Raw genomic sequence first — 24,608 nt, forward strand, 5'->3', positions numbered from 1 at the left:
GCAGCCGTCAAAGGTACGCGAAGGGGGCCCCGGAAAGCTATGCGTCTACCTCGACAAGCCGCTTCCCTTCGAAGGTCATGACCTCGAAGTGGTCGATCTCGTTCGGTGCGAAGGCGGCGCCGCCGTGGACGTAGAGCGGGTTTCGGGCCTGCTCGGTCTTGGCGTTCTCGATGCCGTAGCCCCAGTTCGGGACGGACCAGGAGGTGATCGTCTCACGTTCGCCGTTCTTGCCGACGGCGATGAGAGAGCACTTCAGAGGGCCTTTGACGTTCTTGAGCTCAAGGACGGCGTGGGTGCCCCAGGCCTTCGGTTCCAGAGCGACGCTGGCGCTGACCTTGGTGGTCGGGTCGGTCGCCGAGATCTTGTCGGACATGTGGTCGAAGGCTTCCTTGGCGGGGCTGGCCGCCAGCGTCTCGTTGCCGCCGCTCGAGCCTTCGTCGCCGGCCGTCGTCGCCACCGCGGCGACCGGACCGCCGATGATCAGCGCCGCCGCGGCCGCCACCATGTAGAAGGAGCGGCGACGGGTCATGGCGCGTCGCTCGGCGACTTCGTTGACCAGCTTCTCCGCGAGCCGCGGAGAGGGCTTGGCGGACAGCGACTCGCCGATGGCGGGCGTACCGGTGCCGGGCAGGTCCGCGAGGGCTGCCAGCATCGGCTCCATCCCGGCGAGTTCGTCGAGCTGCTGGGCGCACCATTCGCAGCCGGCGAGATGTGCCTCGAAAGCGGTTGCCTCGGCGTCGTCGAGAATCCCGAGAGCGTAGGCGCCGACGGTCTCGTGCTCGTTCGGGCCCGGAGATCCCTGCATGGGGCCAGACATACCCGGACCACCCGAGCCGAATCCCTGATGTCCCCCGTACACACTCATCACGCCGTCACCCCCCGCTCCTCCAGTGCCAGCTTCATCGATCGCAGGGCATAGAACACCCGTGAGCGCACCGTGCCACTCGGTATGCCAAGCGTCTCGGCCGCCTCATTGACCGTACGCCCCTTGAAGTACGTCTCTACGAGCACCTCCCGGTGGGCGGGGGTCAGGTCGTCGAGCGCGTCCGACAGCGTCATCAACCACAGCGCCTTGTCGATCTCGTCCTCCGCGGGGATGACCTCCAGCGGCGACGGATCGACCTCCTGCGGCCGGGCCTGCCGGCTGCGGTGGCCGTCGATGACGATGCGGCGTGCGACCGTCACCAGCCAGGGGCGTACAGATCCGGTCGCTCGATTGAGCTGACCGGCGTTCTTCCAGGCACGGATGAGTGTCTCCTGCACGACGTCCTCGGCGCGCTGCCGGTCTCCGGCGACCAGCCGGAGTACATAAGCGAGCAGAGGTCCGGCGTGCTCTCGGTACAGCGCACGCATCAGCTCCTCATCTGGTTCCGAGGGCTGGGACATGCGATGTCGGGCCCTCGATGCACGTTCATTGGCCACGACGGAATCCTTGCGCACGCCCACCTCCGATGTCCGGGGGTTCCCCCAGTCGGTCGCTCGACAACCGGTACGGAAGCCAACAGCGGTGTGTTCAAAGTGACGTGACAGTTTTCTCAGCGGTGACGTGACGAGGGGGGACATGGCCGCACATTCCCCCCGCCTTGTCTTTACATTCCCGCCACACTGGCAAGATCGATGCCTTTGCCAGGGGCATGCGGCAGGGTCACGGAGTGTTGTCGAAATCACTTCGACGGCCGTTTTACATACGGGACTTATCGGGCACTAGGCGCGGGCGAGTGCCGCGCGGCGGCGGTGCCGGGCCACCCTTTCGCGGTTTCCGCAGACCTCACTGGAGCACCAGCGCCTCCTGCGGCCCCGGGAGGAGTCGACGTACACAATGGGGCAATTGTCCCCTTCGCACTGCCTGAGACTCGCTCGCGCGACGGGGTCGGTGAGCAGTTCGACGGTGTCCCGGGCGATCGCGCCGAGCAGGGCGGAGTACTCCGGCGGGTCCAACTCCCGCACCAGCGTGCCGTCTTCGCGACGCAGGGCGCGGGGGGCCGGGGGCGCGGTGCGGGCGAGTTCATTGACGCGGGCGAGCGCGCGGTCGTACGGCGGTGTCGCGGGCGACAGCCTGCCGTGCACCAACCGGCCGATGTGGCCGCGCAGTTCACGGAAGCCCACCAGCCAGGAGGCGTCGGCGTGGCTGAGCGGGGTGCCCTGCGGGACGAGCCCCGAGCCGGTGATCCAGGCGTGCAGCACCTCGACGGAGTCGAGCTTTTCGCCGGGGTGCGTGGTCGCGGTCGCGAGGAGATCCAGGCAGATGCGCCCGGCGTCGAAGCGCAGCTCGTACGCGGAGGACGCGTCTGTGACCGTACGACCCATTGCCATGTGCCTGTCACCCACCTGTGCCGTGTTCTGCCGTCGTTCGACTGCGGCGCCGTCGTGGCTGGTCGCGCAGTTCCCCGCGCCCCTTCTCGGCGTCGGGAGAACCGTTCCTTTAACAGTGCCTTCCCTCTCACGCGGCCGGAACCCCTCGTACCGGGCCGACGTGGACGACTGCGTATGCCGACGCGCGTCTGGGCCATGTTCCGTCCACGGTGCGGGCCGTTGACTGAGAGGTATGACGCAGAACAGGACTGCCACTGGATTCGTACTGGGTGCGGCCACGGTCGCGATGGGGCTGATCGCCGGGGCCTTCTATGTTTTTGCCTGCGGTGTGATGCCGGGCCTGGCCCGCAGTGACGACCGGGCGTATGTCGAGGTCATGCGGAACATCAACGACGCGATCCAGAACCCCGTGTTCTTCCTGAGCTTCATGGGGGCGCTGCTGCTGGCGGCGGTGTCGGCGTGGCAACTGCGCGGGGCGACCTGCCGGAAGTGGGTGTGGGCGGGCCTCGCGGCGTACGCCCTGACCTTCCTCGTCACGGTCGTCGTGAACATCCCGCTGAACAACGACCTCGCCGAGACCGGCACTTCGGCGTCGGTCGCGCGTGAGGAGTTCGAGGACATGTGGGTGGCCTGGAACGTCGTACGCGCGCTGCTGTCGACGCTCGCGCTGGCGTTCCTGGCCCGGGCGCTGGTCCTGTACGGCCGCGGCCGTCAGGCGTCGGCGTACTTGGCGTCGGCGGCCGGGTCGAGCGCGAGCCGGTAGCCGCGCTTGACGACGGTTTGGATGAGTTTGGGCGCCCCGAGTGCCGTACGCAGCCGGGCCATCGCGGTCTCGACGGCGTGCTCGTCGCGGCCGGCACCGGGCAGCGCGCGCAGCAGTTCGGCCCGGGCGACGACCCAGCCGGGCCGCCGGGACAGGGCCCGCAGCAGGGACATTCCGGCGGGCGGTACGGGTTTCAGCTCGCCGTCGACCAGGACCGCGTGGCCCCGGATCTCCACCCGGTGCCCGGCGATCGGCAGCGCCCGCGCCCGGGCCGGCAGCTCCTGGCAGAGCAGCTGGACGAGCGGGCCGAGCCGGAAACGCTCCGGCGAGACCGTGTCCACGCCACGCGCCTGGAGCGGCAGCGCGGTGACCGGGCCGACACAGGCGGGAAGTACGTCGTGGTGCAGGGCGGCGAGCAGTTCGGGCAGCAGACCGCGCTCCTCGGCGCGGGACAGCAGGGACGCGGCGGCGGGCGCGCTGGTGAAGGTGAGCGCGTCCAGGCCACGGGACACGGCGGCGTCGAGCAAACGGTCGACCGGCCCGATGTCCTCCGGCGGCATCCACCGGTAGACCGGCACCCCGACGACCTCCGCGCCCGCGGCCCGCAGCGACTCCACGAACCCCGGCAACGGCTCACCGTGCAGCTGTACGGCGATACGACGCCCCTCGACCCCTTCCTCCAGGAGCCGGTCGAGCACCTCCGCCATGGACTCGCTGGACGGCGACCAGTGCTCGGTCAGCCCCGCGGCCCGTATCGCGCCCTTGACCTTGGGCCCGCGCGCGAGCAGCTCCACCCCGCGCAGCCGGTCCAGCAGATCCTCGCCGAGGCCCCACCCGTCGGCGGCCTCGACCCAGCCCCGGAAGCCGATCGCGGTCGTGGCGACCGCGATGTCCGGCACGTTCTCGACGATGTCCTTGGTGGCGGCGAGCAGCTCACTGTCGTCGGAGAGCGGCACGATCCGCAGGGCCGGGGCGTGCAGAACGGCGGCACCGCGTCGCTGGAGCAGCGCCCCGAGCTCGTCGGCCCGGCGCGCGGCGGTGACACCCACGGTGAACCCGGCGAGGGGCCCGTGTTCCGGTCGCTGCTGTTCGTCGTACATAAACTCTCGTCCCGCACTCGAGTCGTTGCACCGTATGACCCAGGTGAGGCCACGGCCCTGCATGAGGCACTGCCCCACATCAGGCACTACCTCAGATCAGGCGCTACCTCACATGAGGCATTTCGGCTCTTCTGCCTGCATGCCGACCGAGCCTGTCAACGGTGCGTGACAGGCTCGGTTCGACTTGATGTCGCTGGTGTTACGTCACACCTCGGCGTAGCTGAGCTGCGCTTTCGCCTGCGAAGCCTCGGCGGTGGCCGGAGCCTGCGCGGCCGGGCGGCGAAGGTATACGGCCCAGGTGACCACGAAGCAGACGCCGTAGAAGGCGAGGAAGGCGACGAAGGCGCCGGTGCCGGAGCCCACGCTCAGGAACGACTGCCGGAAGGCGAGGTTGATCCCGAGCCCGCCGAGTGCGCCCACCGCGCCGATGAGTCCCATGGAGGCACCGGAGAGCCGGCGGCCGTAGGAGGCGGCCTCCTCACCCTCGAGTCCCATGGCGGTCGCCTTGGTCTGGAAGATGCCGGGGATCATCTTGTACGTCGAGCCGTTGCCGAGCCCGGTCAGCACGAACAGGATGATGAACGCGGTGGTGAACAGCGCCAGCGACTCCTGCATCGACGCCATCACGATGACGCCGGTGGCCGCGGCCATGGCGACGAAGTTCCACAGCGTGATCTTCGCGCCGCCGTAGCGGTCGGCGAGCCAGCCGCCCACCGGACGGATCAGCGAGCCGAGCAGCGGGCCGATGAAGGTGACGTACGCGGACTCCAGCGGCGTACGCCCGAACTGCGTCTGCAGGACGAGCCCGAAGGCGAAGCTGTAGCCGATGAACGAGCCGAAGGTGCCGATGTAGAGGAAGGACATGATCCAGGTGTGGGCGTCCTTCGCGGCCTCCTTGGCGGCGCCGGTGTCGTTCTTCACGGACGAGATGTTGTCCATGTACAGCGCGGCGAGGACCGCGGCGACGATGATGCAGGGGATGTAGATCCCGAGCAGCACGCGCGGGCCGGCGCTGGCGCCGATGACCGCGAGGCCGACGAGCTGCACGACGGGGACACCGATGTTGCCGCCGCCGGCGTTCAGGCCGAGCGCCCACCCCTTCTTCCTGAGCGGGAAGAAGGCGTTGATGTTGGTCATGCTGGACGCGAAGTTTCCGCCACCGATGCCGGCGAGCATCGCGCACAGCAGGAAGGTGGTGAAGGACGTCCCCGGCTCCATCACGATGAAGGCGGCGATGGTGGGGAGTAGCAGCAGCGAGGCCGAGACGATAGTCCAGTTCCGGCCACCGAAGATCGCGACCGCGAAGGTGTAGGGGACCCGGACGATCGCGCCGACCAGCGTCGCCATCGACACGATGAAGAACTTGTCGGCCGGGGTGAGCCCGTACTCGGGCCCCATGAACAGCACCATCACGGACCACAGGGTCCAGATCGAGAACCCGATGTGCTCGGAGAGCACGGAGAAGATGAGGTTGCGGCGGGCCACCTTCTCTCCGGTCTCGTTCCAGAAGGTCTCGTCCTCGGGATCCCAGTGATCGATCCAACGGCCTCCCCTGCTCGGGGCGGGGGCCTGGCTAGGGGCTGTCATGACGCCTCCACGGTGCTCCGGGGCTCGGGCGGTTCTTTGCGGTGCTGAGCGGTATGAGTCCTGAAGGTAGGGAGGGCGCGTTTCCTGTCTGTGGCGTCGGGTGACCGGAAAGGAACTTTGCTCTCACCCCGGCGAAGGGCGGGATGAGAGGTTGTACGGCGAAACGAACACGGACGGCCCTCACCGACGGGCGGCGCGGCCCGTCCTCTCCCCCGAGGGAGGACGGACCGCGCCGGTCATCCGCTCACCTCACGCGCTCACCAGAAGACGCGCAGGTACGGCCACGACTTCGAGCCGGGCAGCCCGTCGACGTCGAGGACGTGCCGTCCGTAGTGCGCGTTGACGCCGGTCTGGAACTGCTTCATCGCGTTCTTGGACTTGCTGCCGAAGACGCCGTCGACCGTGCCGGTCGGGTAGCCCATGTCCTTGAGGATGCACTGGGCCTCGATGCCGGCCTTGGTGACCCTGCTCGACGACGGGACGACGGTGTTGCCGCTGTAGTAGCCGGCCTGCTTCTTCCCGCCGACGTTCTTGATGGTGCAGGAGTACGCCTGCGCGGAGACGCCACTGTCGGCGGACCCGTCCGCGGCCACGGCGGTGACCGGGGCGACGAGGACGCTGCCGAGGGCGGCGGTGGCGGCGAGGAGGGCGATGCGCTTGCGTGTCGCGGTCATGAGATCCCCGTTTCGGTTCGCTTCACTTCGGGTGGGCTGTGCTGCTCACCGAGATTGCGGGTGCCGGGCAGGGGTTTCCACAGCAGCCGCGGAAGTGACGTACTCATGGGATGTCCCGGGCGCTGACCTGCGGGGATGAGGGTCGCAGGGAGGACACGGCGGGACGGTGGCCGATTCCGGACGGGTGCGGGAACCGACTTCCGGGGCGGTCCGTGGTTGCTGACGGGGGAAGGGAAGGACCAAAGGGACGACGGACTGCAGGGACACGGACGCGAACGGGGTGGGGCATGTCGCGTTGGAATGAACTGCCGGAGGGACTGGACCCGCGGGTCCGGCAATTGGTGGTGCGATTACGCCGCCTGAAGGATCACAGCGGGCTGAGCCTCAGGCAGCTGGCGGCGAAGACGGGCTACAGCTCGTCGTCATGGGAGCGGTATCTGGGCGGCCGGTCGCTGCCGCCGCGGGAGGCCGTGGAGGCGATGGCGCGGATCGGGGGTGACGATCCGACGCGGTTGCTGGTGCTGCATGAGGTGGCGGCGGAGGCGTGGGGCACGCGGCGCGGGACAGCTGCCCCGGAGACCGAGGTCACCGTCGCGAGAGTGCGTCTCCTCGCGCGCCGGCTCCGGGTGCTCCGGCGTCCGCTCCCGCTGCGGAGGCGGCCGGTGCGGATCGCGGTGCTGGCGGGGACGGCGACCGCGGTGCTGGCTGTCTTCTCGGCCCTCATGATCGTGACCGTCGGCGACGGTGAGACCCGGGCGGCACCGCACGGCTCGTCCTCCGCGTCGCGGTCGGCACCGACGTACACCTGCCGTGTCGAGCGGATCGACGGCCACTGGTACGCGGGCAACAGCCGCACCCTGGACGCGATCCTGACCAACGGCATGGCAGGGCCGAAGGTGGCCGAGGCGCAGTGCCTGTTGCGGCGGGCGGGGGCCGCGCCGGGGGACGTCGACGGGATCTACGGCCCGCTGACGGAGCGCGCGGTCGAGCGGGTGCAGCAGCGGGCGGGGCTGGTGGTGGACGGGATCATGGGGCCGCACACGTGGGAGGCGCTGCGGGGATGAGTGGGCGGACTCAGGGTTCGGCTCCGTCACCGGAACGCGCACGGCTGACCACCGCCCTGCGGGAGCTGAAGGCCCGCACCGGGCTGAGCCTGGCGGGCCTGGAGGACCGCACTCCGTACAGCAAGTCGTCCTGGGAGCGCTATCTCAACGGCAAGACGATGCCGCCACGGCAGGCGGTACAGGCGCTGTGCCGACTCGCCGGTGAGCCGGAGGGGCGACCGCTCGCGTTGTGGGAGATCGCGGAGGCGGAGTGGAGGGGGCGGGCGGGGGAGCGGGCGGGGGAGACGGCGGCTCCGGGCGACGGTCCAAAAGACAGGGGCGTGTCTGTGGCGATGATCGTGACGGTGGTGGTGTCTGCCGTGGCCGTCGGGGGCGTGGCGCTGGCTCTCTTCCTGCTGCTGGGCGGGGAGGAGGAGCCCCAGGTGGCGACGGTGTCCTCCTCCCCCACGGGGCCTCGATGCCGGGGCGCCGAGTGCGAGGGCAGGAACCCGATGCACATGAGGTGCGGTAGCGGTCCCGACACGCTCGCTTCTTATCGCACAGCCACCGGGGCACGGATGGAGCTGCGTTACAGCGAGGCGTGCCGGGCGGGCTGGGCCCGGGTGTGGGACACGCGGGTCGGCGACCGGATCGAGATGACGGCGGGCAACAGGCCAGTACGTACCGCCGAGGTCGTCGACGAGGTGGACGCGCAGGCCTACGTCTATACCGCCATGACGGAGGCCCGTCCGGGGACGGTGGTACGGGCTTGCTTTCGGCCTGCGGCGGGGGGCGGGGAGAGGGAGTGCTTCGATGAGCGGGTGGGGTGACCCCCGCTGCTGAGAGGGTTGGGCGTGCGGGCATCCGCCAGCAGACGGCGGTGCAGCGCGGGCAGCTTCATGCGGTGCCGGAGCGGCGGAGCTCGGGGAAGGCTTCCTCCCATGTCTCACGCACACCACGCCCCAGCATCTTGCGCAGGATCGGCCAGTGGCGGACGAGATGTTCGCGGCTGAGGTAACGCACAAAGTCATCCCTGGACCCGTTGTTGAGGATGATCCGGTACAGACCCAGCAGCAGCTTTACGTCACCGAGGTCGAACGCCCGCAGCCCGGACCATGCGAGCTCCAGCGGAAGCTCGACGGACCCGCTCTCGGGACCGGCCAGCTCGTCGAGCGTCGCCGGCAGCCGCTCCGTCCCGTAACCCCAGCGGGAGGGCGCTCTGCTGCTTCCGTCTGCGTATTCGGCCACGGCAGCAGTATGCCGGGCGGGTACGACAGAGGCGGCCGGAAGGACGATCACGCGGCGACTCGCACGCTGCTCTCGGCCGACGGCCCGACCTCACACCAGAGCAGCTTCCCACCCGCGCCGAAGAGACCATCCCCGAGCAGACAGCCACCCCATGCGTCCGCGTAATGGCATACGAGGAACAGCCCGCGCCCGCCGACAGCCTCCGCGGGGACAGAAGCCAGAGTGCCCGGCCCCTTGTCGAACGGAGGAGGGATATGAGGGTTGGTGTCCCAGACGCTCACCCGCAGCCGGCCTCGGCCCATGCCGCGCAGACGGAGAGCCGCGGGACCGGCGGAGTGACGGTAGGCGTTGGTGACGAGCTCTGAGGTCAACAGCTCCGCAGGGTCCAGCAGTTGAGTCATGCCGTGCGCAGAGAGCACGGCATGGAGAGTGACACGGGCGATGTGTACGGCACGTGCGTCGTGGGGCAGTTGGAGGGCGTACGCCCAAGTTGGCGATGCTTCGCACTGCGACGGGGATACGGTGACCATGAACGCCTCCTGCGGTGGGGGGACTTGGTTCGCTCAAGGGCCGGGCCAGCGGTGGCAGTGCCACGCATGAGCGCGGTGCGCTTCCGGCTTACGGGCTGGGCCGGTTGAGCGGTTCGGGACTCACCGTAGCGGCGCCCGTAGGATGGTTTCTACGAATTCTGCGAATGCATCTGACGAGCCACTCGTATGGGTGACCACGCAGGGGGCAAGACAAGGGAGCGGACGGACATGCCGCCACGGCAGACACCCACAGCACGCCAGATCCGCCTGGGAGTTGAGCTGCGCAAGCTGCGCGAGCACGCGGGCCTCACCGCCCGCGAGGCCGGCGAGATGCTCGGCGCCAACCAGGCACGCATCAGCAACATCGAGACGGGCCGCTTCGGCCTCAGCGAGCAGCGCGTCCGCACCCTCGCCCACAACTACGACTGCACCGACGAAGCTCTCATCGACGCGCTCGTAGCCATGGCGGCACACCGCGAGCGCGGCTGGTGGGAGGAATACCGGGACACGCTCCCGCCTCGCTTCCTGGACGTCGCGGAGATGGAACACCACGCGACCGCCCTCCGCGTGGCCCAGGTCATCAACATCCCCGGCCTGCTCCAGACCCCGGAGCACGCCCGCACCCTCTTCCGCCAAGCAGTCCCGACACTCCATCCGCACGAGATCGAATACCGCATCTCCCACCGCATCAAGCGCCAGGCCATCCTCCACCGCGAGCAGCCGCCGCAGTACACGGCGATCATCCACGAGGCCGCGCTGCGCATGCGGTTCGGCGGCAGAGAAGTGGCCCGCGCCCAACTGGACCACCTCGCCAAGATGAGCGAACAGCCCCACATCACGCTCCGGGTGATCCCCTTCGACGGCACGACGTTCCCCACCGTCGGCCATGGACTCGACTACGCCTACGGCCCCGTCCCCGCGCTCGACACGGCACAACTCGACGCCGCGCACGGCAGCGAACTCATCGATGCGGTAGCACAGTTGACGAAATACCGACTGATCCTGGACCGCATGGAGGAGGCCACCCTGGAACCCAACGCATCCCGCGACCTCATCCACCGCATCACCCAAGACACCTGAAAGCCGAGCCGTGAACGAACTCAACTGGCAGAAGTCCACGTACAGCGAGGAAGCGTCCTCCTGCATCTACGTCGCTTCCGCCCCCACCGGAACGATCCTCCTCCGCGAAAGCGACGACCCGGCGCAGACCATCCTCACCACCGGATCCCGCCAACTCGGCGTGCTGATATCGGGGATACGCCAGTTCACTCCCCACAACCGGGAAAAGTGATCAGAGCCGTACCAGTGCCGACGTGTCGCCGGCCACGGGCCCGGTACTGAACGAACCACGCAGGCCAACCCGACTCTGTCGTCGTACACCTTCAGACTGACGAGAAGGCCGCCCGTCGTTATGTTACGTCGCGCCTCAACTGTCTCTGACAGCCCACCAAGCCATCCTCGGCGTGGCCGGGCTGCACAACTTGGCCGTGGCCATGTATGCCAACCCAGCCATTCCCCCACACCGGTACCGGACGTCATGTTCTCGGCCCGTGCGACGGGTGAGCTATTCGGCGACGAAGGCACACTTCTGGACGACGATGTCGCCCAGAGCCGTGCTCGTCGCCAAGAACGCTGTCCCGTCCGGCTGGGCAAGTGCGCTTACCACGGCCCCCTGCACAGAGAGTTCGACCGCCTCACCCGTGTCCGCGTCCCAGGCGCGGATGATCTCGTCAGCACCCGATGCGAACAAGAGTCCGCCCCCACTCACGTCTGCCGTCGCGAGCGCGAACACATCTGTTCCGGTTTCGATCGACGGGCCGATCGGAGCTCCGGTAAGTACGTTCCACCTCCGAAGGAGACCCTTTTGATCGCTGGAGACGAACCCTGACTCCCCGGCTGAGGGCAATGCCTTGACGATGCGGATCTTGGAGGTATGCCCCTCGACCGCCTCCCCGACCGGGTCTCCGGTCACCGCGTCCCAGCGCCGAATCCAGCCGTTCTCGTCACCCGACACGATCACCCCAGCCCCGTCCGGCAGCGGCACGAATCCCACAGCCAATACCGTTCCGCTCGTTCGCTCCCCACCCGGCGACGATCCCAGCAACGCACCGCTCACCCCGTCCCACCGATAGACCTCACCGTCGTGGCCTGCGCCGACGAGGACAGGCCTCCCCTCAGGCACCAACCCGACGCTCAAATCCCAGATGGTCCACCCCTCCCAGGTAAGTTCCGGGCGGTGCCGTCCCGTCCAGGCGTCCAACCACTCGACACCGTCCTCAGTAGCGACAGCGAGCGACACGCCCCCGCCAGGAAGCCGCGTCAACGCCATGTCATTGCAGCCGGACATGCCCTCGTCATAGCACCAGACCAACTCACCGGTACGCAGGTCCCACCGGTGCACTTCCGACCCGTCCGGCACCGACGAGAACAGGAGCGCCTGTCCATCCTGCCCCACCTCAAGCATGGGCCGGACAGCATGGCCGAATCCTGATGAGATCCGAGTGATCTCCTGCGCGATCATCTGCCGCATGGCCGCCATCTCTCTCAACGCCTGGTCCCACCCGATCTAACCGTAAAGTTCCACTGCCCGGGAAGTAGTCCCTTGGCCATACCTCTGGTCACAACCGGCATGGCCCCACCCTTGCCCACGGACTGCCTGAGCTCCTTCAAATACGAGGCGTTGACCGTGCGCCCGTAGATCTGTCCGTTTGTCCCTTTGAATTCCCCTGTCTCCTTTGCCCCGAGGAACTTCGACAGATGCTTCGAGCACTCAGTGGAACAAACCTTGGTGGTGACGTAAGCGTTCTGCACCTTAACAATTTTGCCGCCCAGATCTTGCTTTTGAAAATTGACGTCCGCTCTATACCTTGCGGCAACCTCTTCGGCATGCATACCTGGATCCGTGGCCTTCACAACAGCCACACCAAGTTTCCCCAGCTGCCCTTCCAGGTCCTTCTTAATCCCAGAACTAGAGAAGACTATGAAACGTGCACCAGTCTTCCCGGCGCCCTCGTCCACGTCGACCTGCGAGACGACGAGCGTGAAATCGCGGTTACTCAACCCAGCGGACGCAGCAGCTGCTTTCTCTCTATATTCGTTTATGTACCACATGAGCGAGTAGTAGAGGTTCGCAGCGAAGGCCGCTGGGAGTTCCCTACGCTCGACGCTGCGCCGGATCAGGCCGGACGCCTCATCGCTTTTCCCTGAGCAGTTGTGGTAACAACCACCTGGGAGTGTCCCCCCGGCGGGGATGCCAGGGGTCGAGCTACGGGGGCCAGAAGGCCCGTCGGACCGTGGTTCGCTGTGACCGGTTCCGTCGTCCAGCCAAAGCCCCGAAGGGTCGCTGGATGTGACGGGGCTGTTGTTGGCGTACGCGTACCCATTCATCTGGAGCGGGTCAGTTAGGTCGATGACAGGGTCCGCCGAGAGGAAGCGGCCCGAGTTCTGGTCGTACTCGCGCGCACCGATGTGCGTGAGGCCAGTAGCCGCGTCGTCGATGCCGACGCCGAGGTAGCTTCGTTTGTTGGGCCACACCGTCGGCTTGGTGCCGCGGATCTCTCCATACGGCTTGAAGTCGCGGCGCGTAACCGGCTGAGTGCCGGAGAGTTCCACCGTCGTGTTCGCCGTGCCTTGGTGATCGGCGATCAGCGCGTTGAGCTTGTGGCCTGTCATCGCGCCGTTGCTCGTGGTGCGGACCACCGTTGGAGCACCGGTCTGGGTGTAGGAGCGTGACGCGCGGGTGATCTTGCCTGTCGCGTCGGTTGACAGTTCCGTCTCACCCAGGTACAGCGTCGAGCCCGTCGACGAGTTCTCCAGGATGCGGTTGCCGTCCGCGTCGTAGACGTACGTCGTCTTCTTACCGTCATCGGTGATCGAATCGAGCTTGTTCTCCGGTGTCCAGACCAGGTTCTGGGTCGTGTTGTACAGATCCCGGACCTCGGTGTTGCCCGTCGCGTCGTACGTGTACACGCTGCCCTTGCCCGACGGCGAAGAGGTGACCGACGTCATCGTGTGCGGCTGGGTCTTGTACGACGGGGTCGTGCCGTTGCCCGTGACCGTCTTGCCGTAGCCGTACGTGAACGAGACGTTCTTTGTCGCGTCTGCCGTGTCGTGCTCGGTCATCGTGACGCGGTTGCCGATCCAGTCGAAGCCGAACGACTGGCGATACGCGGTGCCCCCGGTGGACACCGTGGCGGCGTCCGGAGCCGCGGCCGCGAGCGTCGACGTCAGTGTGGAGTCGGGGCTGGTGGCGTCCGTGGACTCGTCGGGGGCTTCGGCGACCGGGCCGGAGGAGACCGCGTAGTCCGTGCGTGGGCCCCACGTGGTGCCGTTGGCCGCCTTGCAGCCGGTGCCGCCGCCGTTCGGCGTGATGCTCGACGTCCAGGCGTGCACCAGCTCGCCCATGACGTCGTATGTGAAGCACTGGGTGTCCCAGGTGCTGCCCGAAGTCCCGGCCAGGCTACGGGCGTTGGAGGTGATCATGCCCGATGCGTCGTAGGAGTAGTAGCCGTCGGTGATGCGGTGCGGGCCCGCAGTCTCGCGGTCGGTGACGGTGCGCTGGAGGCGGCCGGTGTGCGGGTCGACGAAGTTCGTCGTCCACACCCGGTAGGGCTGGGCGCCGGAGACCGTGCGCAGCACCTCGCCGTAGGGCGAGTAGCTGGCGTCAGAGGTGTACCAGGTCAGACCGGAGGTGGACTCCACCAGGCCGTCGCCGTTGTAGCGGGTGACGACCTTCTCGCTTGCCAGGCCGCCCTTCGCGGGCAATGTCACGGACAGGGGCTTGCCTGTGGGCGTGTAGGTGTAGCTGTAGGCGTATGTGCCGGACAGGCCGTCCACGCCTGGAACCGCAGCCGCGCATAGGCCGAACCGCTCGCCGCCGGAGTGTTCGTCGCCGGCACCCCGCCGAAGCCGTCCAGGGCGCCGACGTCGTCCTGACCATGCTCTTCGACGGCCCCGCCGCCCTGGCCGTCATGACACAGGCCGCACCCGCCCTGCGTCCCGGCACCGTGTGGGTGCAGTCGACCACCGTCGGCATCGAAGCGATCACCGACCTGGCCGCCTTCGCCCGCACCCACGGAATGACTTCTGGCTCTTCGACGACAGCACGACGAGGAGTTCTCCGACGATCCGGCCGTCGTGAAACTGTGCGCGGATGCGTTCGAGGCCGTCTGGGCCCGGGCGGAGCTGGCCCGACGGGGCATCAAGGGCGCGCGCTCTACCCCCGGTGACTCCCCCCAGCCCTCTGCTTCGCCCTCCCATTCGGCCACAACCTCGGCCTCCGCCTGGCGGCGATGTCCTCGATCCAGCCCACCCCCACGATCGCCAGCCCGATCAGTGGCCACACCAGCAGGAACATCCACAGCATGTACGTGGCGTCGAGGGCGGCCACTGCGCTCTCGCTCTGCATGAACGGCAGCTCGTACACGGGGTCGATGATCGGGACCGTGGCCATGATGAGCATGTTGTGCCAGAGGTAGATAGTGACGGCGCGGTTGTTGGACAGCGTCACGAGCTTGTCCCACCTCGCGAGGCGGCCGGGCAGTTCCTGCCAGGACGGGGAGTAGACGAGGAGGATGACCACGAAACCGAAGGACCAGGTCGCCTGCGCCAGTGGGATGTCGTTGAGGTCCCAGCCGTCGGGGCCCAGGTGGCCGGATGCCCACCACAGGCCGAAGGCCATCAGCAACGTTGAGCAGGAGACGGACATGTAGCGGGGGATCTTCGCCAGCAGGCCCTCGTGGTGGGCGAAGCCGAGGACCCAGCAGCCGCCGTAGACCGCGAAGTCGGTGACCGCGTTGCCCGTTTCGCCGGGGATGGTGACAAGTCCTGTGCCCAGCACGGCCGTCAGGCCCAGCGGGGCGAGCAGGGTCGGCCAGGGTGCCCTGCGGAATGCCCACAGCAGCAGGGGGGATGCCACCACGAACCACAGATACGCCCGCAGGTACCACAGCGGACCCGCCGTCTGCACCGCCCAGGTGTCCTCCACCAGGCCCGTCTTGGAGCCGATGCTCCAGGGGAAGGGCGGGGCGCCGATCGGGACGACGTAGTTGACCAGCTTGAGGAGGGTCCAGACGGGGCCCTCGTCCGAGCCCTTCGTCGGGTTCCAGCCGTCCGCGAACATCAGGACCAGGATCACCGCGCTGAACGCCCAGAGCGGGGGCAGGAGGCGCCGGATGCGGCCCTTGATCACTCCCCGTGCCGGTCGGTTCAGCGAGCGGGCCATCAGGGAGCCCGCCAGCGCGAACATCACGCCCATGGAGGGGAACAGGACGGTCAGCCAGGCCCAGCCGAACAGGTGGTACACGACCACGCGGACCAGGGCGATCGAGCGAAGGAGGTCCAGGTAGCGGTCCCGGCCGGGCTTCACGGCAGCGGGTGCCGGCTGCTCTGCCGTCCGCTGCTGCGGAACGCTGTACGACGTGCTCACGCCCGTCGTCGGCTCGTAACTCTGCGTCATCCCGCCGGCCTCCGATCGGCCCCGTCCTGGGGCGTCCGCGGCCGCGGCACTCCGCCGCCCGGCGCTTCGACGACCCCCGTGCGGCGCAGCTTCTGCCAGCGCAGGCGGCCGCCGGTCAGGGCGGTGATCCAGGACTGGAGCAGGACGACGTACATGAGCTGCCGGTAGAGGATCTGCTGGAGGGGCAGCGAGATGAGGTGGGTCATGCGTTCGCGGTCGAGGCGGAAGGCGTAGGCCGCGCAGACGGCTTGGATCGCCAGGACGCCCAGCCAGGCGCCGATGGTCTTCGTCGTCGGGCCGAAGATGATGCCGTAGAGGAGGAATACGTCGATCAAGGGGGCCAGGAGCGGGGCCAGGACCATGAACAGGGACACCAGGGGCAGGCCGACGCGGCCGAAGCGGCCCGACGGACCCCGTTCCACCAGTGCCCTGCGGTGCTTCCAGATCGCCTGCATGGTGCCGTACGACCAGCGGTAGCGCTGGGACCAGAGCTGCTGGACCGTCTCCGGGGCCTCTGTCCAAGCACGGGCGTTCTCGGCGTAGACGACCCGCCAGCCGTCGCGGTGCATCGCCATGGTGATGTCGGTGTCCTCGGCGAGCGTGTCGTCGCTCATGCCGCCGACGCGTTCGAGGGCGCTGCGCCGGAACGCTCCCACCGCGCCCGGGATCGTTGGCATGCAGCGCAGGGTGTCGTACATACGGCGGTCGAGGTTGAAGCCCATCACGTACTCGATGTGCTGCCAGGCGCCGATGAGGGAGTCGCGGTTGCCGACCTTCGCGTTGCCCGCGACCGCGCCCACGCTCGGGTCGCCGAAGGGCTGGACGAGTTCGCGGACGGTGGCCGGTTCGAAGACGGTGTCGCCGTCCATCATCACGACGATGTCGTAACGGGCGTTCGCGAGACCGCGGTTGAGGGCGGCCGGCTTGCCCGCGTTGAGCTGGCGGACCACCCGGACGTTCGGCAGGCCCATCGCCTCGACGATGCGGGCGGTGCCGTCGCTGGAGCCGTCGTCGACGACCACGACCTCGATGGGATGCTCACTGGCCATCAGTGAACGGACGGTGTTCTCGATGCACTTGGCCTCGTTGTACGCCGGCACCAGCACCGACACCGGTTCGGTGACCGTCGGTCCCCAGCTGAAGTCGCGCCGGCGCACCCGCCGGGCGTGGACGCCGGAGAGCAGGAGCATCAGGACAAAGCGGCTGATGACCAGGAAGCCGATCACGGCCAGGGCGACGACGAGCACGTCCGTGATCCGCTCCGAGGCCTGGACCAGGAAGACCCAGGCCTTGCCCTTCCACCGGTCGAGGCCGGTGACCTGAGTGTGCGCACTGGGCGCGTCGAGGGCCTCGGTGAGGTTGTCGAACTCGTAGCCCCGCGCCTTGAGATCGGGCAGGAACCGGTCGAGGGCCGCGACGGTCTGGCTGCGGTCGCCGCCGGAGTCGTGCATCAGGACGATCGCGCCCTTGCCGTCCTGCGGGGTGGCGCGACGGATGATCTCGTCGACGCCGGGCCGCTGCCAGTCCTCACTGTCGGTGTTGTTGACGATCGTGATGTACCCGCGGCTGCCGATGTAGTCGGTGACCGGCCAGGACTTGTTGTCCATGGCGTCGGCGAAGGAGGAGTACGGCGGCCGGAAAAGGGAGGTACGGATGCCGGCCGCGCCGCTGATCGCGAGCTGGTTCTGGGACAGCTCCCAGTCGATGCGCTGCTTCGACTGGTAGGAGAGGTCGGGGTGGTTGAAGGTGTGCAGGCCCACCTCGTGGCCCTCGTCCACCATGCGCTTGACGAGGTCGGGGTAGCGCGAGGTCATCGTGCCGGTGACGAAGAAGACCGCGTGGGCGTGGTGCTCCTTCAGCACGTCCAGGACCCTCGGGGTCCAGACCGGGTCCGGGCCGTCGTCGAAGGTGAGGACGAGCCGGTGGTCGGGGACGCGCAGGCTGGTGGTGCGGCCACTGCGGGTGTCGATGACGGGGCCGCCCTTGAGGATCTGCTCCGGCACCCGGTCGGTGGCGGCGGGCGGCTGTACGCGGTGGTCGGCGAGGATCTCGCTGTGCACATACCCCCGCAGCATCAGCATCGCCATCAACGCGACAAGGACGAGCGAGGGCAGCAGTAGGCGCATGGGCAGGCGGCGGCGCCGGGAGCCGTCACGGGCTCCGGTCGCGGGCCCGGGACGGCGGGTGCGGGATGCCATCAGGTGATGTTCTCCGGGGACGGGATTGGAGCGGAGGTGCCGCCCGGCTCCTGTGTGACGGGGCTCGGGTCGCTCGCGCCGTCGGCCACAGCGCCGGGGGTGTCGACGGTCGCGGAGGCACTGGACGAGGGCGAGGGCTCGCCGCCGCCGGTCGGGCTCGGGTCGGGCGAGGCGGAGGCCGACGGGTCGTCGGACGGCTCCGGGTCAGCGGGGTCGTCGGACGGACCGGTGCCCGGGTTCTGGGGCGTCCGGGTCGCCGAGGGCTCGGGGTCGGCGGACGTGCCGGGGTCCACGACGCCGGCGGAGGCGCCGGGAGCGGTGGCGGACGCGCCGAGTGAGGGCGTCACGTCGGCTCCCGCGGACTCGGTCACGCCGGGTGAGACGAGGTCGGTGCCGGTGTGGGCGGCGCCGACTGGGCGGGGAGCGGCGGGGTGTCGACGTTGCCGGCCGGCTGGTCGTCCTTCTGGCCCGGTACGGGCAGCCAGGGCGCTTCGGAATTGCCGGACATCAGGGTGGCCAGGATGACCACGGCGTAGACCGCGCAGGCCATGCCCACGGCCATGCCGATCCGGCGGTACCTGCGGCTGCGGCGCCCCGACTCGTCGACGAACACCGGTCCGTCGGAGGAGGGGGACGAGGAAGAGGGGCCGCCCGCGCCGGACGGTCCGCCCTTCGCCGCGTGCAGGCGCATGTTGTCGAGCTGCAGCCCTATGCCGTCGAGCTGGACCGTCACCTCGTGCGGGTCATGGGTGTGCCCGTCCGTCTCGCCGGACTCGGCCCACGGGTCTCTGGGAGCGATGCGTCCATCGGCTCGCGGCAGCACCTCGGTCTCGTCAGCCGTGGAAGCGCCCGACGCCGTCCGTTGCCGCGCTCTCATTCCCCCGGTCTCCGGAAAGGCCTGGGTGCCGGCACCCGGCGCATCGCCCGACCGCTCTCCCGTCACCGGCAACTCCCGGGTCCCCGAAGCCGCGTCAGGCCACTCCGGTTGGGCGTCTTCTCGCCAATTTTTCACGCGCACGCACATCCCCCCACGGGACAGTTCTGGGCGCGCACACGACTCCGAGCACCCGTCGACCGAACCGTGCCCCCACCCGGTCCGAGCGCCCCCCTTACCACACCGTGCTCAGGGCATGAATGTAGCGCACCGGGGAGGATCCATGTTCGTCACGTGTCAGTTATGCGTACTTACTGTGTCCACGTCAATGGCTGGAATCCATCCCTCGGCGGGCCTCCGCAGCCATCCCTCCTCGGCGGCGAGCTGGGCCGCGGCCCGTCGAAGTGCGTCGAATCCGGGGTGCACCAGCCCCTTTCGCCACACCAAACTGACGAGCGAGAGGGGGACGGGGTCGACGAGGGGCCGTACCACCGTCGAAGGCATGGCCGGAAAATCCACCACGGCGAGGATCGGGTTACGCATCTTGGCCATGATCCGCTGGAACTCCTCGTCACCCACCGCGAGCGGAGCGGGCGCGGCGACCTCGATGCCGCGCCCCTCGAACAGCCGACGGGCCAGATCGGTCCACTCCGGTGTACGGGGATTTCCGGCGCCCGCATACACCGTCTCGCCCGCGAGCGCGTCGAGCGGCACTGTCTCAAATCCGGCCAACCGGTGATCCTCGGGCAGGACGACCGCCATCGGCTCGTACCGCACCGGCCGGTGCTCCAGCTGGGCCCGCAGCGCCGGGTCCAGCCCCGCGAACCGCCCGAACGACGCGTCCAGCCGCCCCGCGATCAACTCCCCCGCCGCGCCGGTCAGCCCGCTCTCGAAGCGGGCCATGAGCTCCTGCTCGGGGGCGAGTGCGCGCGCCCGGTGCAGCACCCGGCGACCGGTGACGAGACCCGGCGAGTTCAGGTCCACCAGCAGCGGTCTGGCCTGCCCGAACGCCGACAGCAGCGCCTCCTGCGCCGCCAGCACCCGACGCGCGTACGGCACCAGCCGCTCGCCGTCGGCCGTCAGCGTCACCTGGCGCGTGGTCCGTAGGAACAGTTCGACGCCCAACTCCCGCTCCAGGCGCCGTACATCACGACTCAACGCCTGCTGGGCGACGTAGAGCCGGGTCGCGGCGCGGGTGAAGTGCAGTTCTTCGGCAACGGTGACGAAAGCACGCAGCAAGCGGGGATCGAGGTGAGCGGGCATGACGGGAACTTACAACGCAGGTGCGTGAATCGGCCCGCAGAAGGTGTTGGACCCCTTGATCACCTACGGGCGACGGTTGCTCCATGCCCAGCCGTTACCGCCGTTCCGTGTCCAGCCCCTACCGCCACCTCTTCACCCTCCCCGGCACCCGAGCCTTCACGATCGGGAATCTCATCGCCCGGCTTCCCATGGGCATGTTCAGCGTGAGCGCGATCCTGATGATCGCCGGTTCGCGTGGCTCGTACGCCCTCGCCGGCGCCGTCACCGCCACCGGCCTCGCGGCGACCGCCGTGACCGCCCCCTGGATCGCCCGGCTCGTCGACCGGCACGGGCAGGCCCGGGTCGCCGTACCCGCCACCACCCTCGCCGCACTGGGCAGCCTCGCGCTGCTGCTGTGCGTGCGCCTCGACGCCCCGGACTGGACCCTGTTCGCCACGTACGCCGCGACCGCCACCACCCCCAACCTCGGCGGCATGTCCCGCGCCCGCTGGGCCCACCTGCTCAAGGACGACACCGACGCCCTGCACACCGCGAACTCCTTCGAACAGGCCGCGGACGAGCTGTGCTTCATGCTGGGCCCGGTCCTCGCGGCCTTCCTCTGCGGCACGTTCTTCCCGGAGGCGGGCACGCTGACCGGTGCCGTACTCCTGCTCACCGGCATGCTGCTGTTCGCGGCGCAACGCGCCACCGAGCCGCCGATACAGCCACGGAAACCGGCGAGAGCCCCCCTCCGCACCCCCGGCATGCCCCCGCTCCTCGCCGCGTGTCTCGCCCTGGGCGCGGTCTTCGGCTCGATGGAGGTCGTGACGCTCGCGTTCGCGGACGCACAGGGCCACAAGTCGGCGGCGGGCGCGATCCTCGGCCTCCAGGCGGCCGGTTCCTGCGCGGCGGGCCTGGTGTACGGAGCGATGAAGCCGACCGGACCGGCGGAACGCCGTTACCCGTACTGCGTGGCCGCCATGACCGCGCTCATGACCCTCCCGCTGCTCGCCGCGGCCCTCACCGGCTCGCTCCTCGTCCTGGCCGGCGCCCTGCTCGTCGCCGGAATGGCCACGGCGCCGACCATGGTCACCAACATGACCCTGATCCAGCGGCACACCCCGGCCGACCGCCTCAACGAGGGCATGACGCTCGCGGTGACCGCGCTGCTCGGCGGTATCGCGTGCGGCAGCGCGCTGGGCGGCTGGACGACGGAACATCTGTCGGCGACGGCCGGGTTCTGGATACCCGTGACGGCCGCCTCGGCGGCATTGATGATCGCGCTCTCCAGAGCACGCTCCAGAACGTCCCCCGGAACACTCCGCCGAACCAATTCGCGTCCAGCCCATTGACGCCCTCACAGCCCCCACATACCTTCGCCCGTCGAAGCGCTTCGACGTCATGCATCGAATCGATTCGACGACCGCTGTCGAACGACCGCTGCGTGACCCCAAGAACCATCGAGATCCATCAAGATCCATCCGGCTCCGACTCCCCTGGAGGCACGGGATGTTGACGGCACGAAGGCGTGTGGTGGCGACGGCGGTGATACTCGCCGGGTCACTGCTCCTGACCTCCTGCGGAGACTCCGACAGCGGGTCCTCAGGAGACGGCAAGACGCTCAAGCTGTGGCACTACGAGGCCCCGAACAGCGCGATGGGACTGGCCTGGAACGAGGCGATCAAGGAGTTCAAGGCCAAGCACCCGGGCGTGAAGGTGGAGTTCGAGGAGAAGGGCTTCGAACAGATCCAGAAGACCGCCCCGATGGTCCTCAACTCCTCCGACGCACCCGACGTCATGGAGTACAACAAGGGCAACGCGACGGCGGGCCTGCTGTCCAAGCAGGGCCTGCTCACCGACCTGTCCGAAGAGGCCACCAAGCGCGGCTGGGACAAGAAGCTCAGCGCGAGCGTCCGCACCACCAGCGTGTACGACGCGAACGGCGTCATGGGCTCCGGCAAGTGGTACGGCGTACCCAACTACGCCGAGTACACGATGGTCTTCTACAACAAGGACCTCTTCGCCAAGTACAAGATCCCCGAGCCGAAGACGTTCGACGAACTGACCGCCGCGATGGACACGTTCGTCAAGAACAAGGTCACCCCGCTCGCCAACGGCGGCGCCGAGTACATCGCCCACCAGTACCTCTACCAGCTGGCCCTGTCGAAGGCCGACCGCGCCTGGGTGGACTCGTACGAGCTGTACAAGGGCAAGACCGACTTCCACGACGCGGCATGGACGTACGCCGCCGACACCTTCGCCGACTGGGTGAAGAAGGGCTACATCAGCAAGACGTCCAGCAATGTGAAGGCCGAGGAGACCGGGGTCTCCTTCATCCAGGGCAAGGCGCCGATCCTGTTCTCCGGCAGCTGGTGGTACGGCCGGTTCGTGGACGAGGCGAAGTTCGACTGGGGCACCTTCCTGTGGCCCGAGTCCAACCTCACGCTCGGCTCCGGCGGCAACCTGTGGGTGGTCCCCAAGGGCGCCAAGAACAAGGAACTCGCCTACGACTTCATCGACATCACCATGTCGGAGAAGATCCAGAACCTGCTGGGCAACAAGGGCGGTGTCCCGGTGGCGGCCGACGCGAGCGCCATCACCGACCCGAAGTCCAAGACCCTCATCGACAACTTCAACACCCTCTCCCAGCGCGACGGCCTGGCCTTCTACCCCGACTGGCCGGTCCCCGGCTTCTACGACGTCCTCGTCTCCGAGACCCAGAAGCTGATCACCGGCAGCGAGCAGTCGGACGGCTATCTCGACGCCCTCCAGGAGGCGTACGACAAGGGCGTGCCGAAGCAATGACGGTGACCGTCGAGCGGCGGGTGACCGGCCACCCGCCCCCCGCCGGTCACCTGCGCCGCCCCCAAGACTCGTCCGCCCCCTTCCTGCTGCCAGGTGTCCTCGCCTTCCTGGCCGTGATCATCGTCCCGTTCCTGATGAACACGGGCGTGAGCTTCACCGACTGGCAGGGCGTGGGCTCTCCGGAGTGGTCCGGGCTCGCCAACTACCGGGAGCTGCTGGACGACTCCGAGTTCTGGGCGTCGTTCCGGCACAGCCTGTTCATGGTCGTCGCCATGGCGGCCGTACCGACGGCGGTCGGACTGGTGCTGGCCGCCGCGCTGTTCGACTACGTCGGCAAGCACTTCGGCTCCAAGACGGTCGCCGTCCTGCGCGCCTGCTTCTATCTCCCCCAGGTGCTGCCGATCGCGGTCGCGGGCATCGTCTGGAGCTGGATCCTCGCCCCCGAGAACGGCTCCCTCAACGAACTGCTCAAGGCGATCGGCCTGTCGAGCTGGCAGCAGGACTGGCTCGGCGATCCCGACATCGCGCTCTACAGCGTGATGGGCGTGATGGTCTGGGTGCAGCTCGGCTTCCCGCTGGTCATCTTCATGGCGGGCCTCCAGCGCGTCGACCCGCAGCTGCACGAGGCGGCCGAGCTGGACGGCGCCGGCTGGTGGCGCCGCTTCTGGCACATCACGCTGCCGCAGATCCGCCCGGAGATCTACGTCGTCCTGACCTGGTGCACGATCGCCGCGCTCAAGGTCTTCGGCGCGGTGTACGTCCTGACAAAGGGCGGACCGGGCGGCGCCACCAACGTCCCGTCCTACTTCTCCTTCACCACGTTCTTCGAGAAGACGCAGGTCGGCTATGGCGCCGCGATCTCCACGGTCCTGACGGTGATCATCCTGCTGCTGTCGCTGATCGGCCTGAAGCTCCAGACCCGCGCGGAGGAAAGGGAGGGATCATGACCGGCGCCCTGCGTCGCTACCCGGTGCTGATCGCCCTGTGCATCGCCGCCCTCTTCATGATCGTGCCGTTTCTCATCGTCACGCTCAACGCGTTCAAGTCACCCGCGGAGTACTCCCAGAACGGCCCGCTGAGCCTCCCCGACGGCCTCTACCTGGACGGCCTGAAGGACTTCTGGGAACGCGTCGACTACACCCAGAAGCTCGTCAACTCCCTGCTCATCAGCGGCGGGGTGGCGGTGCTCGCGGTGATCCTGTCGATCCTCAACGCGTACGCGATCGGCATCGGCCGCATCAAGGGCCGCACCTGGGTGCTGGCCTTCTTCGTCCTCGCGAACATGCTGCCGCAGGAGGCGCTGGTCTACCCCATCTACTACCTGAGCAAGGAGGCGGGGCTCTACGACACCCGGCTCAGCGTGATCATCGTGTTCACGGTGATCCAGGCGGCGTTCGGCACGTATCTCCTCTCCTCCGTTCTCGGCCAGTTCCCCCGGGAGATCATCGAGGCCGCCCGGATCGACGGCGCGAACAAGTGGCAGATCCTGTGGCGGATCGTCGTCCCCGTCAGCCGTCCCACCATCGGCGTGCTGCTCGTCTTCTTCTTCATCTGGACCTGGAACGAGTTCCTGCTCCCCCTGGTCATGCTGATCTCCAACGACAACCAGACGGTGTCGGTGGCCCTCGGCGTCCTCCAGGGCCAGCGTCTGATGGACGCCACCATGACCAACGCGGCCGCCCTCCTCGGCGTGCTCCCCGCCCTCGTCTTCTTCCTCGTCTTCCAGCGAACGCTCACCCGCGGCATCGCCGTGGGAGCCGTGAAGTAAGGGACC

23 protein-coding genes and 2 pseudogenes are annotated in these 24,608 nt (G+C 68.3%); 10 read left to right on the forward strand and 15 right to left on the reverse strand.

Translation table 11 applies throughout. The features are described from left to right. Positions 1-37: 37 nt before the first annotated feature. The 3 genes from ACTWQO_RS20250 to ACTWQO_RS20260 form a co-directional block, all read right to left on the reverse strand. Positions 38-865: an anti-sigma factor family protein gene (locus ACTWQO_RS20250; protein ID WP_443238716.1), complete on the reverse strand. Its 828-nt coding sequence runs from the start codon at positions 863-865 to the stop codon at positions 38-40. Then, positions 865-1,386, reverse strand: coding sequence for a sigma-70 family RNA polymerase sigma factor (locus tag ACTWQO_RS20255; protein ID WP_010039908.1), 522 nt, complete (start codon positions 1,384-1,386; stop codon positions 865-867). Before ACTWQO_RS20255 ends, ACTWQO_RS20250 begins: the two co-directional genes overlap by 1 nt. Positions 1,387-1,704: 318 nt before the next feature. After that, positions 1,705-2,313, reverse strand: a complete 609-nt coding sequence (locus tag ACTWQO_RS20260) for a CGNR zinc finger domain-containing protein (RefSeq protein WP_443238717.1) — start codon at positions 2,311-2,313, stop codon at positions 1,705-1,707. A 232-nt stretch (positions 2,314-2,545) separates the two neighbouring features. Between ACTWQO_RS20260 and ACTWQO_RS20265 the strand changes: the two genes are divergently transcribed. After that, entirely contained in the window at positions 2,546-3,076 is a 531-nt protein-coding gene (locus tag ACTWQO_RS20265) for an anthrone oxygenase family protein (RefSeq protein WP_443238718.1), read from the forward strand. On the opposite strand, the gene ACTWQO_RS20270 is transcribed toward ACTWQO_RS20265, so the two are convergent. The 3 genes from ACTWQO_RS20270 to ACTWQO_RS20280 form a co-directional block, all read right to left on the reverse strand. Then, positions 3,025-4,176, reverse strand: a complete 1,152-nt coding sequence (locus tag ACTWQO_RS20270; protein ID WP_443238719.1) for a uroporphyrinogen-III synthase — start codon at positions 4,174-4,176, stop codon at positions 3,025-3,027. The genes ACTWQO_RS20265 and ACTWQO_RS20270 overlap by 52 nt on opposite strands. Before the next feature lie 204 nt (positions 4,177-4,380). Beyond that, a complete protein-coding gene (locus ACTWQO_RS20275) occupies positions 4,381-5,763 on the reverse strand; it encodes a nitrate/nitrite transporter (protein WP_443238720.1) in 1,383 nt (460 codons plus the stop codon). Positions 5,764-6,020: 257 nt separating this feature from the next. Beyond that, positions 6,021-6,437 carry a peptidoglycan-binding domain-containing protein gene (locus tag ACTWQO_RS20280; protein WP_443238721.1) on the reverse strand — a complete coding sequence of 139 codons (417 nt, stop codon included), beginning with the start codon at positions 6,435-6,437 and terminating at the stop codon, positions 6,021-6,023. A gap of 287 nt (positions 6,438-6,724) precedes the next feature. Here ACTWQO_RS20280 and ACTWQO_RS20285 point away from each other — a divergent pair, with 287 nt between their 5' ends. Continuing rightward, positions 6,725-7,501, forward strand: a complete 777-nt coding sequence (locus tag ACTWQO_RS20285) for a peptidoglycan-binding protein (protein WP_443238722.1) — start codon at positions 6,725-6,727, stop codon at positions 7,499-7,501. Next, positions 7,498-8,310 (forward strand): DUF2690 domain-containing protein, encoded by an 813-nt coding sequence (locus tag ACTWQO_RS20290; protein WP_443238723.1) that lies wholly within the window; start codon positions 7,498-7,500, stop codon positions 8,308-8,310. Before ACTWQO_RS20285 ends, ACTWQO_RS20290 begins: the two co-directional genes overlap by 4 nt. Positions 8,311-8,377: 67 nt before the next feature. Here the strand turns inward: ACTWQO_RS20290 and ACTWQO_RS20295 are convergent, their stop codons facing one another. Next, positions 8,378-8,728, reverse strand: coding sequence for a hypothetical protein (locus ACTWQO_RS20295; protein WP_443238724.1), 351 nt, complete (start codon positions 8,726-8,728; stop codon positions 8,378-8,380). A 47-nt stretch (positions 8,729-8,775) separates the two neighbouring features. After that, positions 8,776-9,258, reverse strand: coding sequence for an ATP-binding protein (locus ACTWQO_RS20300; RefSeq protein WP_443238725.1), 483 nt, complete (start codon positions 9,256-9,258; stop codon positions 8,776-8,778). Between the two features lie 228 nt (positions 9,259-9,486). Here ACTWQO_RS20300 and ACTWQO_RS20305 point away from each other — a divergent pair, with 228 nt between their 5' ends. Both ACTWQO_RS20305 and ACTWQO_RS20310 read left to right on the forward strand, forming a co-directional pair. Further along, the gene (locus ACTWQO_RS20305; protein ID WP_443238726.1) at positions 9,487-10,338 is read left to right on the forward strand and encodes a helix-turn-helix domain-containing protein; all 852 of its coding nucleotides are present in this window, start codon (positions 9,487-9,489) and stop codon (positions 10,336-10,338) included. A 10-nt stretch (positions 10,339-10,348) separates the two neighbouring features. Next, the gene (locus tag ACTWQO_RS20310; protein WP_443238727.1) at positions 10,349-10,549 is read left to right on the forward strand and encodes a DUF397 domain-containing protein; all 201 of its coding nucleotides are present in this window, start codon (positions 10,349-10,351) and stop codon (positions 10,547-10,549) included. 273 nt (positions 10,550-10,822) lie between these two features. Here the strand turns inward: ACTWQO_RS20310 and ACTWQO_RS20315 are convergent, their stop codons facing one another. Together ACTWQO_RS20315 and ACTWQO_RS20320 are read right to left on the reverse strand one after the other, a co-directional pair. Then, positions 10,823-11,788, reverse strand: coding sequence for a WD40 repeat domain-containing protein (locus ACTWQO_RS20315; protein WP_443238728.1), 966 nt, complete (start codon positions 11,786-11,788; stop codon positions 10,823-10,825). A gap of 773 nt (positions 11,789-12,561) precedes the next feature. Next, positions 12,562-14,088 (reverse strand): annotated as a pseudogene (locus ACTWQO_RS20320) (RHS repeat-associated core domain-containing protein); the annotation flags it as partial. Between ACTWQO_RS20320 and ACTWQO_RS20325 the strand changes: the two are divergent. Further along, positions 14,077-14,339, forward strand: a pseudogene (locus tag ACTWQO_RS20325) (NAD(P)-binding domain-containing protein); the annotation flags it as partial. The pseudogenes ACTWQO_RS20320 and ACTWQO_RS20325 sit on opposite strands and share 12 nt — an antisense overlap. Positions 14,340-14,473: 134 nt before the next feature. Here ACTWQO_RS20325 and ACTWQO_RS20330 read toward each other — a convergent pair. From ACTWQO_RS20330 to ACTWQO_RS20350, 5 genes are all read right to left on the reverse strand, one after another. Beyond that, a complete protein-coding gene (locus tag ACTWQO_RS20330; protein WP_443238729.1) occupies positions 14,474-15,715 on the reverse strand; it encodes an acyltransferase family protein in 1,242 nt (413 codons plus the stop codon). After that, positions 15,712-17,913, reverse strand: a complete 2,202-nt coding sequence (locus tag ACTWQO_RS20335; protein WP_443238730.1) for a glycosyltransferase — start codon at positions 17,911-17,913, stop codon at positions 15,712-15,714. The genes ACTWQO_RS20330 and ACTWQO_RS20335 overlap by 4 nt, the downstream gene beginning before the upstream one ends. Then, positions 17,913-18,260, reverse strand: a complete 348-nt coding sequence (locus ACTWQO_RS20340) for a hypothetical protein (protein ID WP_443238731.1) — start codon at positions 18,258-18,260, stop codon at positions 17,913-17,915. The genes ACTWQO_RS20335 and ACTWQO_RS20340 overlap by 1 nt, the downstream gene beginning before the upstream one ends. A gap of 20 nt (positions 18,261-18,280) precedes the next feature. Next, the gene (locus ACTWQO_RS20345; protein ID WP_443238732.1) at positions 18,281-18,790 is read right to left on the reverse strand and encodes a hypothetical protein; all 510 of its coding nucleotides are present in this window, start codon (positions 18,788-18,790) and stop codon (positions 18,281-18,283) included. 294 nt (positions 18,791-19,084) lie between these two features. Further along, a complete protein-coding gene (locus tag ACTWQO_RS20350) occupies positions 19,085-20,050 on the reverse strand; it encodes a LysR family transcriptional regulator (protein WP_443238733.1) in 966 nt (321 codons plus the stop codon). An 83-nt stretch (positions 20,051-20,133) separates the two neighbouring features. Here ACTWQO_RS20350 and ACTWQO_RS20355 point away from each other — a divergent pair, with 83 nt between their 5' ends. The 4 genes from ACTWQO_RS20355 (at position 20,134) to ACTWQO_RS20370 (ending at position 24,602) form a co-directional block, all read left to right on the forward strand. After that, positions 20,134-21,381 carry an MFS transporter gene (locus tag ACTWQO_RS20355; RefSeq protein ID WP_443238734.1) on the forward strand — a complete coding sequence of 416 codons (1,248 nt, stop codon included), beginning with the start codon at positions 20,134-20,136 and terminating at the stop codon, positions 21,379-21,381. Between the two features lie 157 nt (positions 21,382-21,538). Further along, complete coding sequence (locus tag ACTWQO_RS20360; protein WP_443238735.1) at positions 21,539-22,834, forward strand: ABC transporter substrate-binding protein; 1,296 nt, start codon at positions 21,539-21,541, stop codon at positions 22,832-22,834. Further along, complete coding sequence (locus ACTWQO_RS20365; RefSeq protein ID WP_443238736.1) at positions 22,831-23,781, forward strand: carbohydrate ABC transporter permease; 951 nt, start codon at positions 22,831-22,833, stop codon at positions 23,779-23,781. The genes ACTWQO_RS20360 and ACTWQO_RS20365 overlap by 4 nt, the downstream gene beginning before the upstream one ends. Then, positions 23,778-24,602, forward strand: coding sequence for a carbohydrate ABC transporter permease (locus ACTWQO_RS20370; RefSeq protein ID WP_443238737.1), 825 nt, complete (start codon positions 23,778-23,780; stop codon positions 24,600-24,602). The genes ACTWQO_RS20365 and ACTWQO_RS20370 overlap by 4 nt, the downstream gene beginning before the upstream one ends. Positions 24,603-24,608: the final 6 nt, after the last annotated feature.

The sequence above is a fragment of the Streptomyces sp. 4N124 genome (assembly GCF_052245395.1).
GTDB lineage: Bacteria > Actinomycetota > Actinomycetes > Streptomycetales > Streptomycetaceae > Streptomyces.

What these genes read in the sequence shown, in the direction of transcription:
- ACTWQO_RS20330 (WP_443238729.1), bottom strand. Translation starts at nt 15,715, where the DNA reads ATGACGCAGAGTTACGAGCCGACGACGGGCGTGAGCACGTCGTACAGC.
- ACTWQO_RS20275 (WP_443238720.1), bottom strand. Translation starts at nt 5,763, where the DNA reads ATGACAGCCCCTAGCCAGGCCCCCGCCCCGAGCAGGGGAGGCCGTTGG.
- ACTWQO_RS20290 (WP_443238723.1), top strand. Translation starts at nt 7,498, where the DNA reads ATGAGTGGGCGGACTCAGGGTTCGGCTCCGTCACCGGAACGCGCACGG.
- ACTWQO_RS20265 (WP_443238718.1), top strand. Translation starts at nt 2,546, where the DNA reads ATGACGCAGAACAGGACTGCCACTGGATTCGTACTGGGTGCGGCCACG.
- ACTWQO_RS20260 (WP_443238717.1), bottom strand. Translation starts at nt 2,313, where the DNA reads ATGGCAATGGGTCGTACGGTCACAGACGCGTCCTCCGCGTACGAGCTG.
- ACTWQO_RS20280 (WP_443238721.1), bottom strand. Translation starts at nt 6,437, where the DNA reads ATGACCGCGACACGCAAGCGCATCGCCCTCCTCGCCGCCACCGCCGCC.
- ACTWQO_RS20345 (WP_443238732.1), bottom strand. Translation starts at nt 18,790, where the DNA reads ATGAGAGCGCGGCAACGGACGGCGTCGGGCGCTTCCACGGCTGACGAG.
- ACTWQO_RS20355 (WP_443238734.1), top strand. Translation starts at nt 20,134, where the DNA reads ATGCCCAGCCGTTACCGCCGTTCCGTGTCCAGCCCCTACCGCCACCTC.
- ACTWQO_RS20305 (WP_443238726.1), top strand. Translation starts at nt 9,487, where the DNA reads ATGCCGCCACGGCAGACACCCACAGCACGCCAGATCCGCCTGGGAGTT.
- ACTWQO_RS20350 (WP_443238733.1), bottom strand. Translation starts at nt 20,050, where the DNA reads ATGCCCGCTCACCTCGATCCCCGCTTGCTGCGTGCTTTCGTCACCGTT.
- ACTWQO_RS20335 (WP_443238730.1), bottom strand. Translation starts at nt 17,913, where the DNA reads ATGGCATCCCGCACCCGCCGTCCCGGGCCCGCGACCGGAGCCCGTGAC.
- ACTWQO_RS20285 (WP_443238722.1), top strand. Translation starts at nt 6,725, where the DNA reads ATGTCGCGTTGGAATGAACTGCCGGAGGGACTGGACCCGCGGGTCCGG.
- ACTWQO_RS20270 (WP_443238719.1), bottom strand. Translation starts at nt 4,176, where the DNA reads ATGTACGACGAACAGCAGCGACCGGAACACGGGCCCCTCGCCGGGTTC.
- ACTWQO_RS20360 (WP_443238735.1), top strand. Translation starts at nt 21,539, where the DNA reads ATGTTGACGGCACGAAGGCGTGTGGTGGCGACGGCGGTGATACTCGCC.
- ACTWQO_RS20365 (WP_443238736.1), top strand. Translation starts at nt 22,831, where the DNA reads ATGACGGTGACCGTCGAGCGGCGGGTGACCGGCCACCCGCCCCCCGCC.
- ACTWQO_RS20250 (WP_443238716.1), bottom strand. Translation starts at nt 865, where the DNA reads ATGAGTGTGTACGGGGGACATCAGGGATTCGGCTCGGGTGGTCCGGGT.
- ACTWQO_RS20300 (WP_443238725.1), bottom strand. Translation starts at nt 9,258, where the DNA reads ATGGTCACCGTATCCCCGTCGCAGTGCGAAGCATCGCCAACTTGGGCG.
- ACTWQO_RS20315 (WP_443238728.1), bottom strand. Translation starts at nt 11,788, where the DNA reads ATGCGGCAGATGATCGCGCAGGAGATCACTCGGATCTCATCAGGATTC.
- ACTWQO_RS20370 (WP_443238737.1), top strand. Translation starts at nt 23,778, where the DNA reads ATGACCGGCGCCCTGCGTCGCTACCCGGTGCTGATCGCCCTGTGCATC.
- ACTWQO_RS20255 (WP_010039908.1), bottom strand. Translation starts at nt 1,386, where the DNA reads ATGTCCCAGCCCTCGGAACCAGATGAGGAGCTGATGCGTGCGCTGTAC.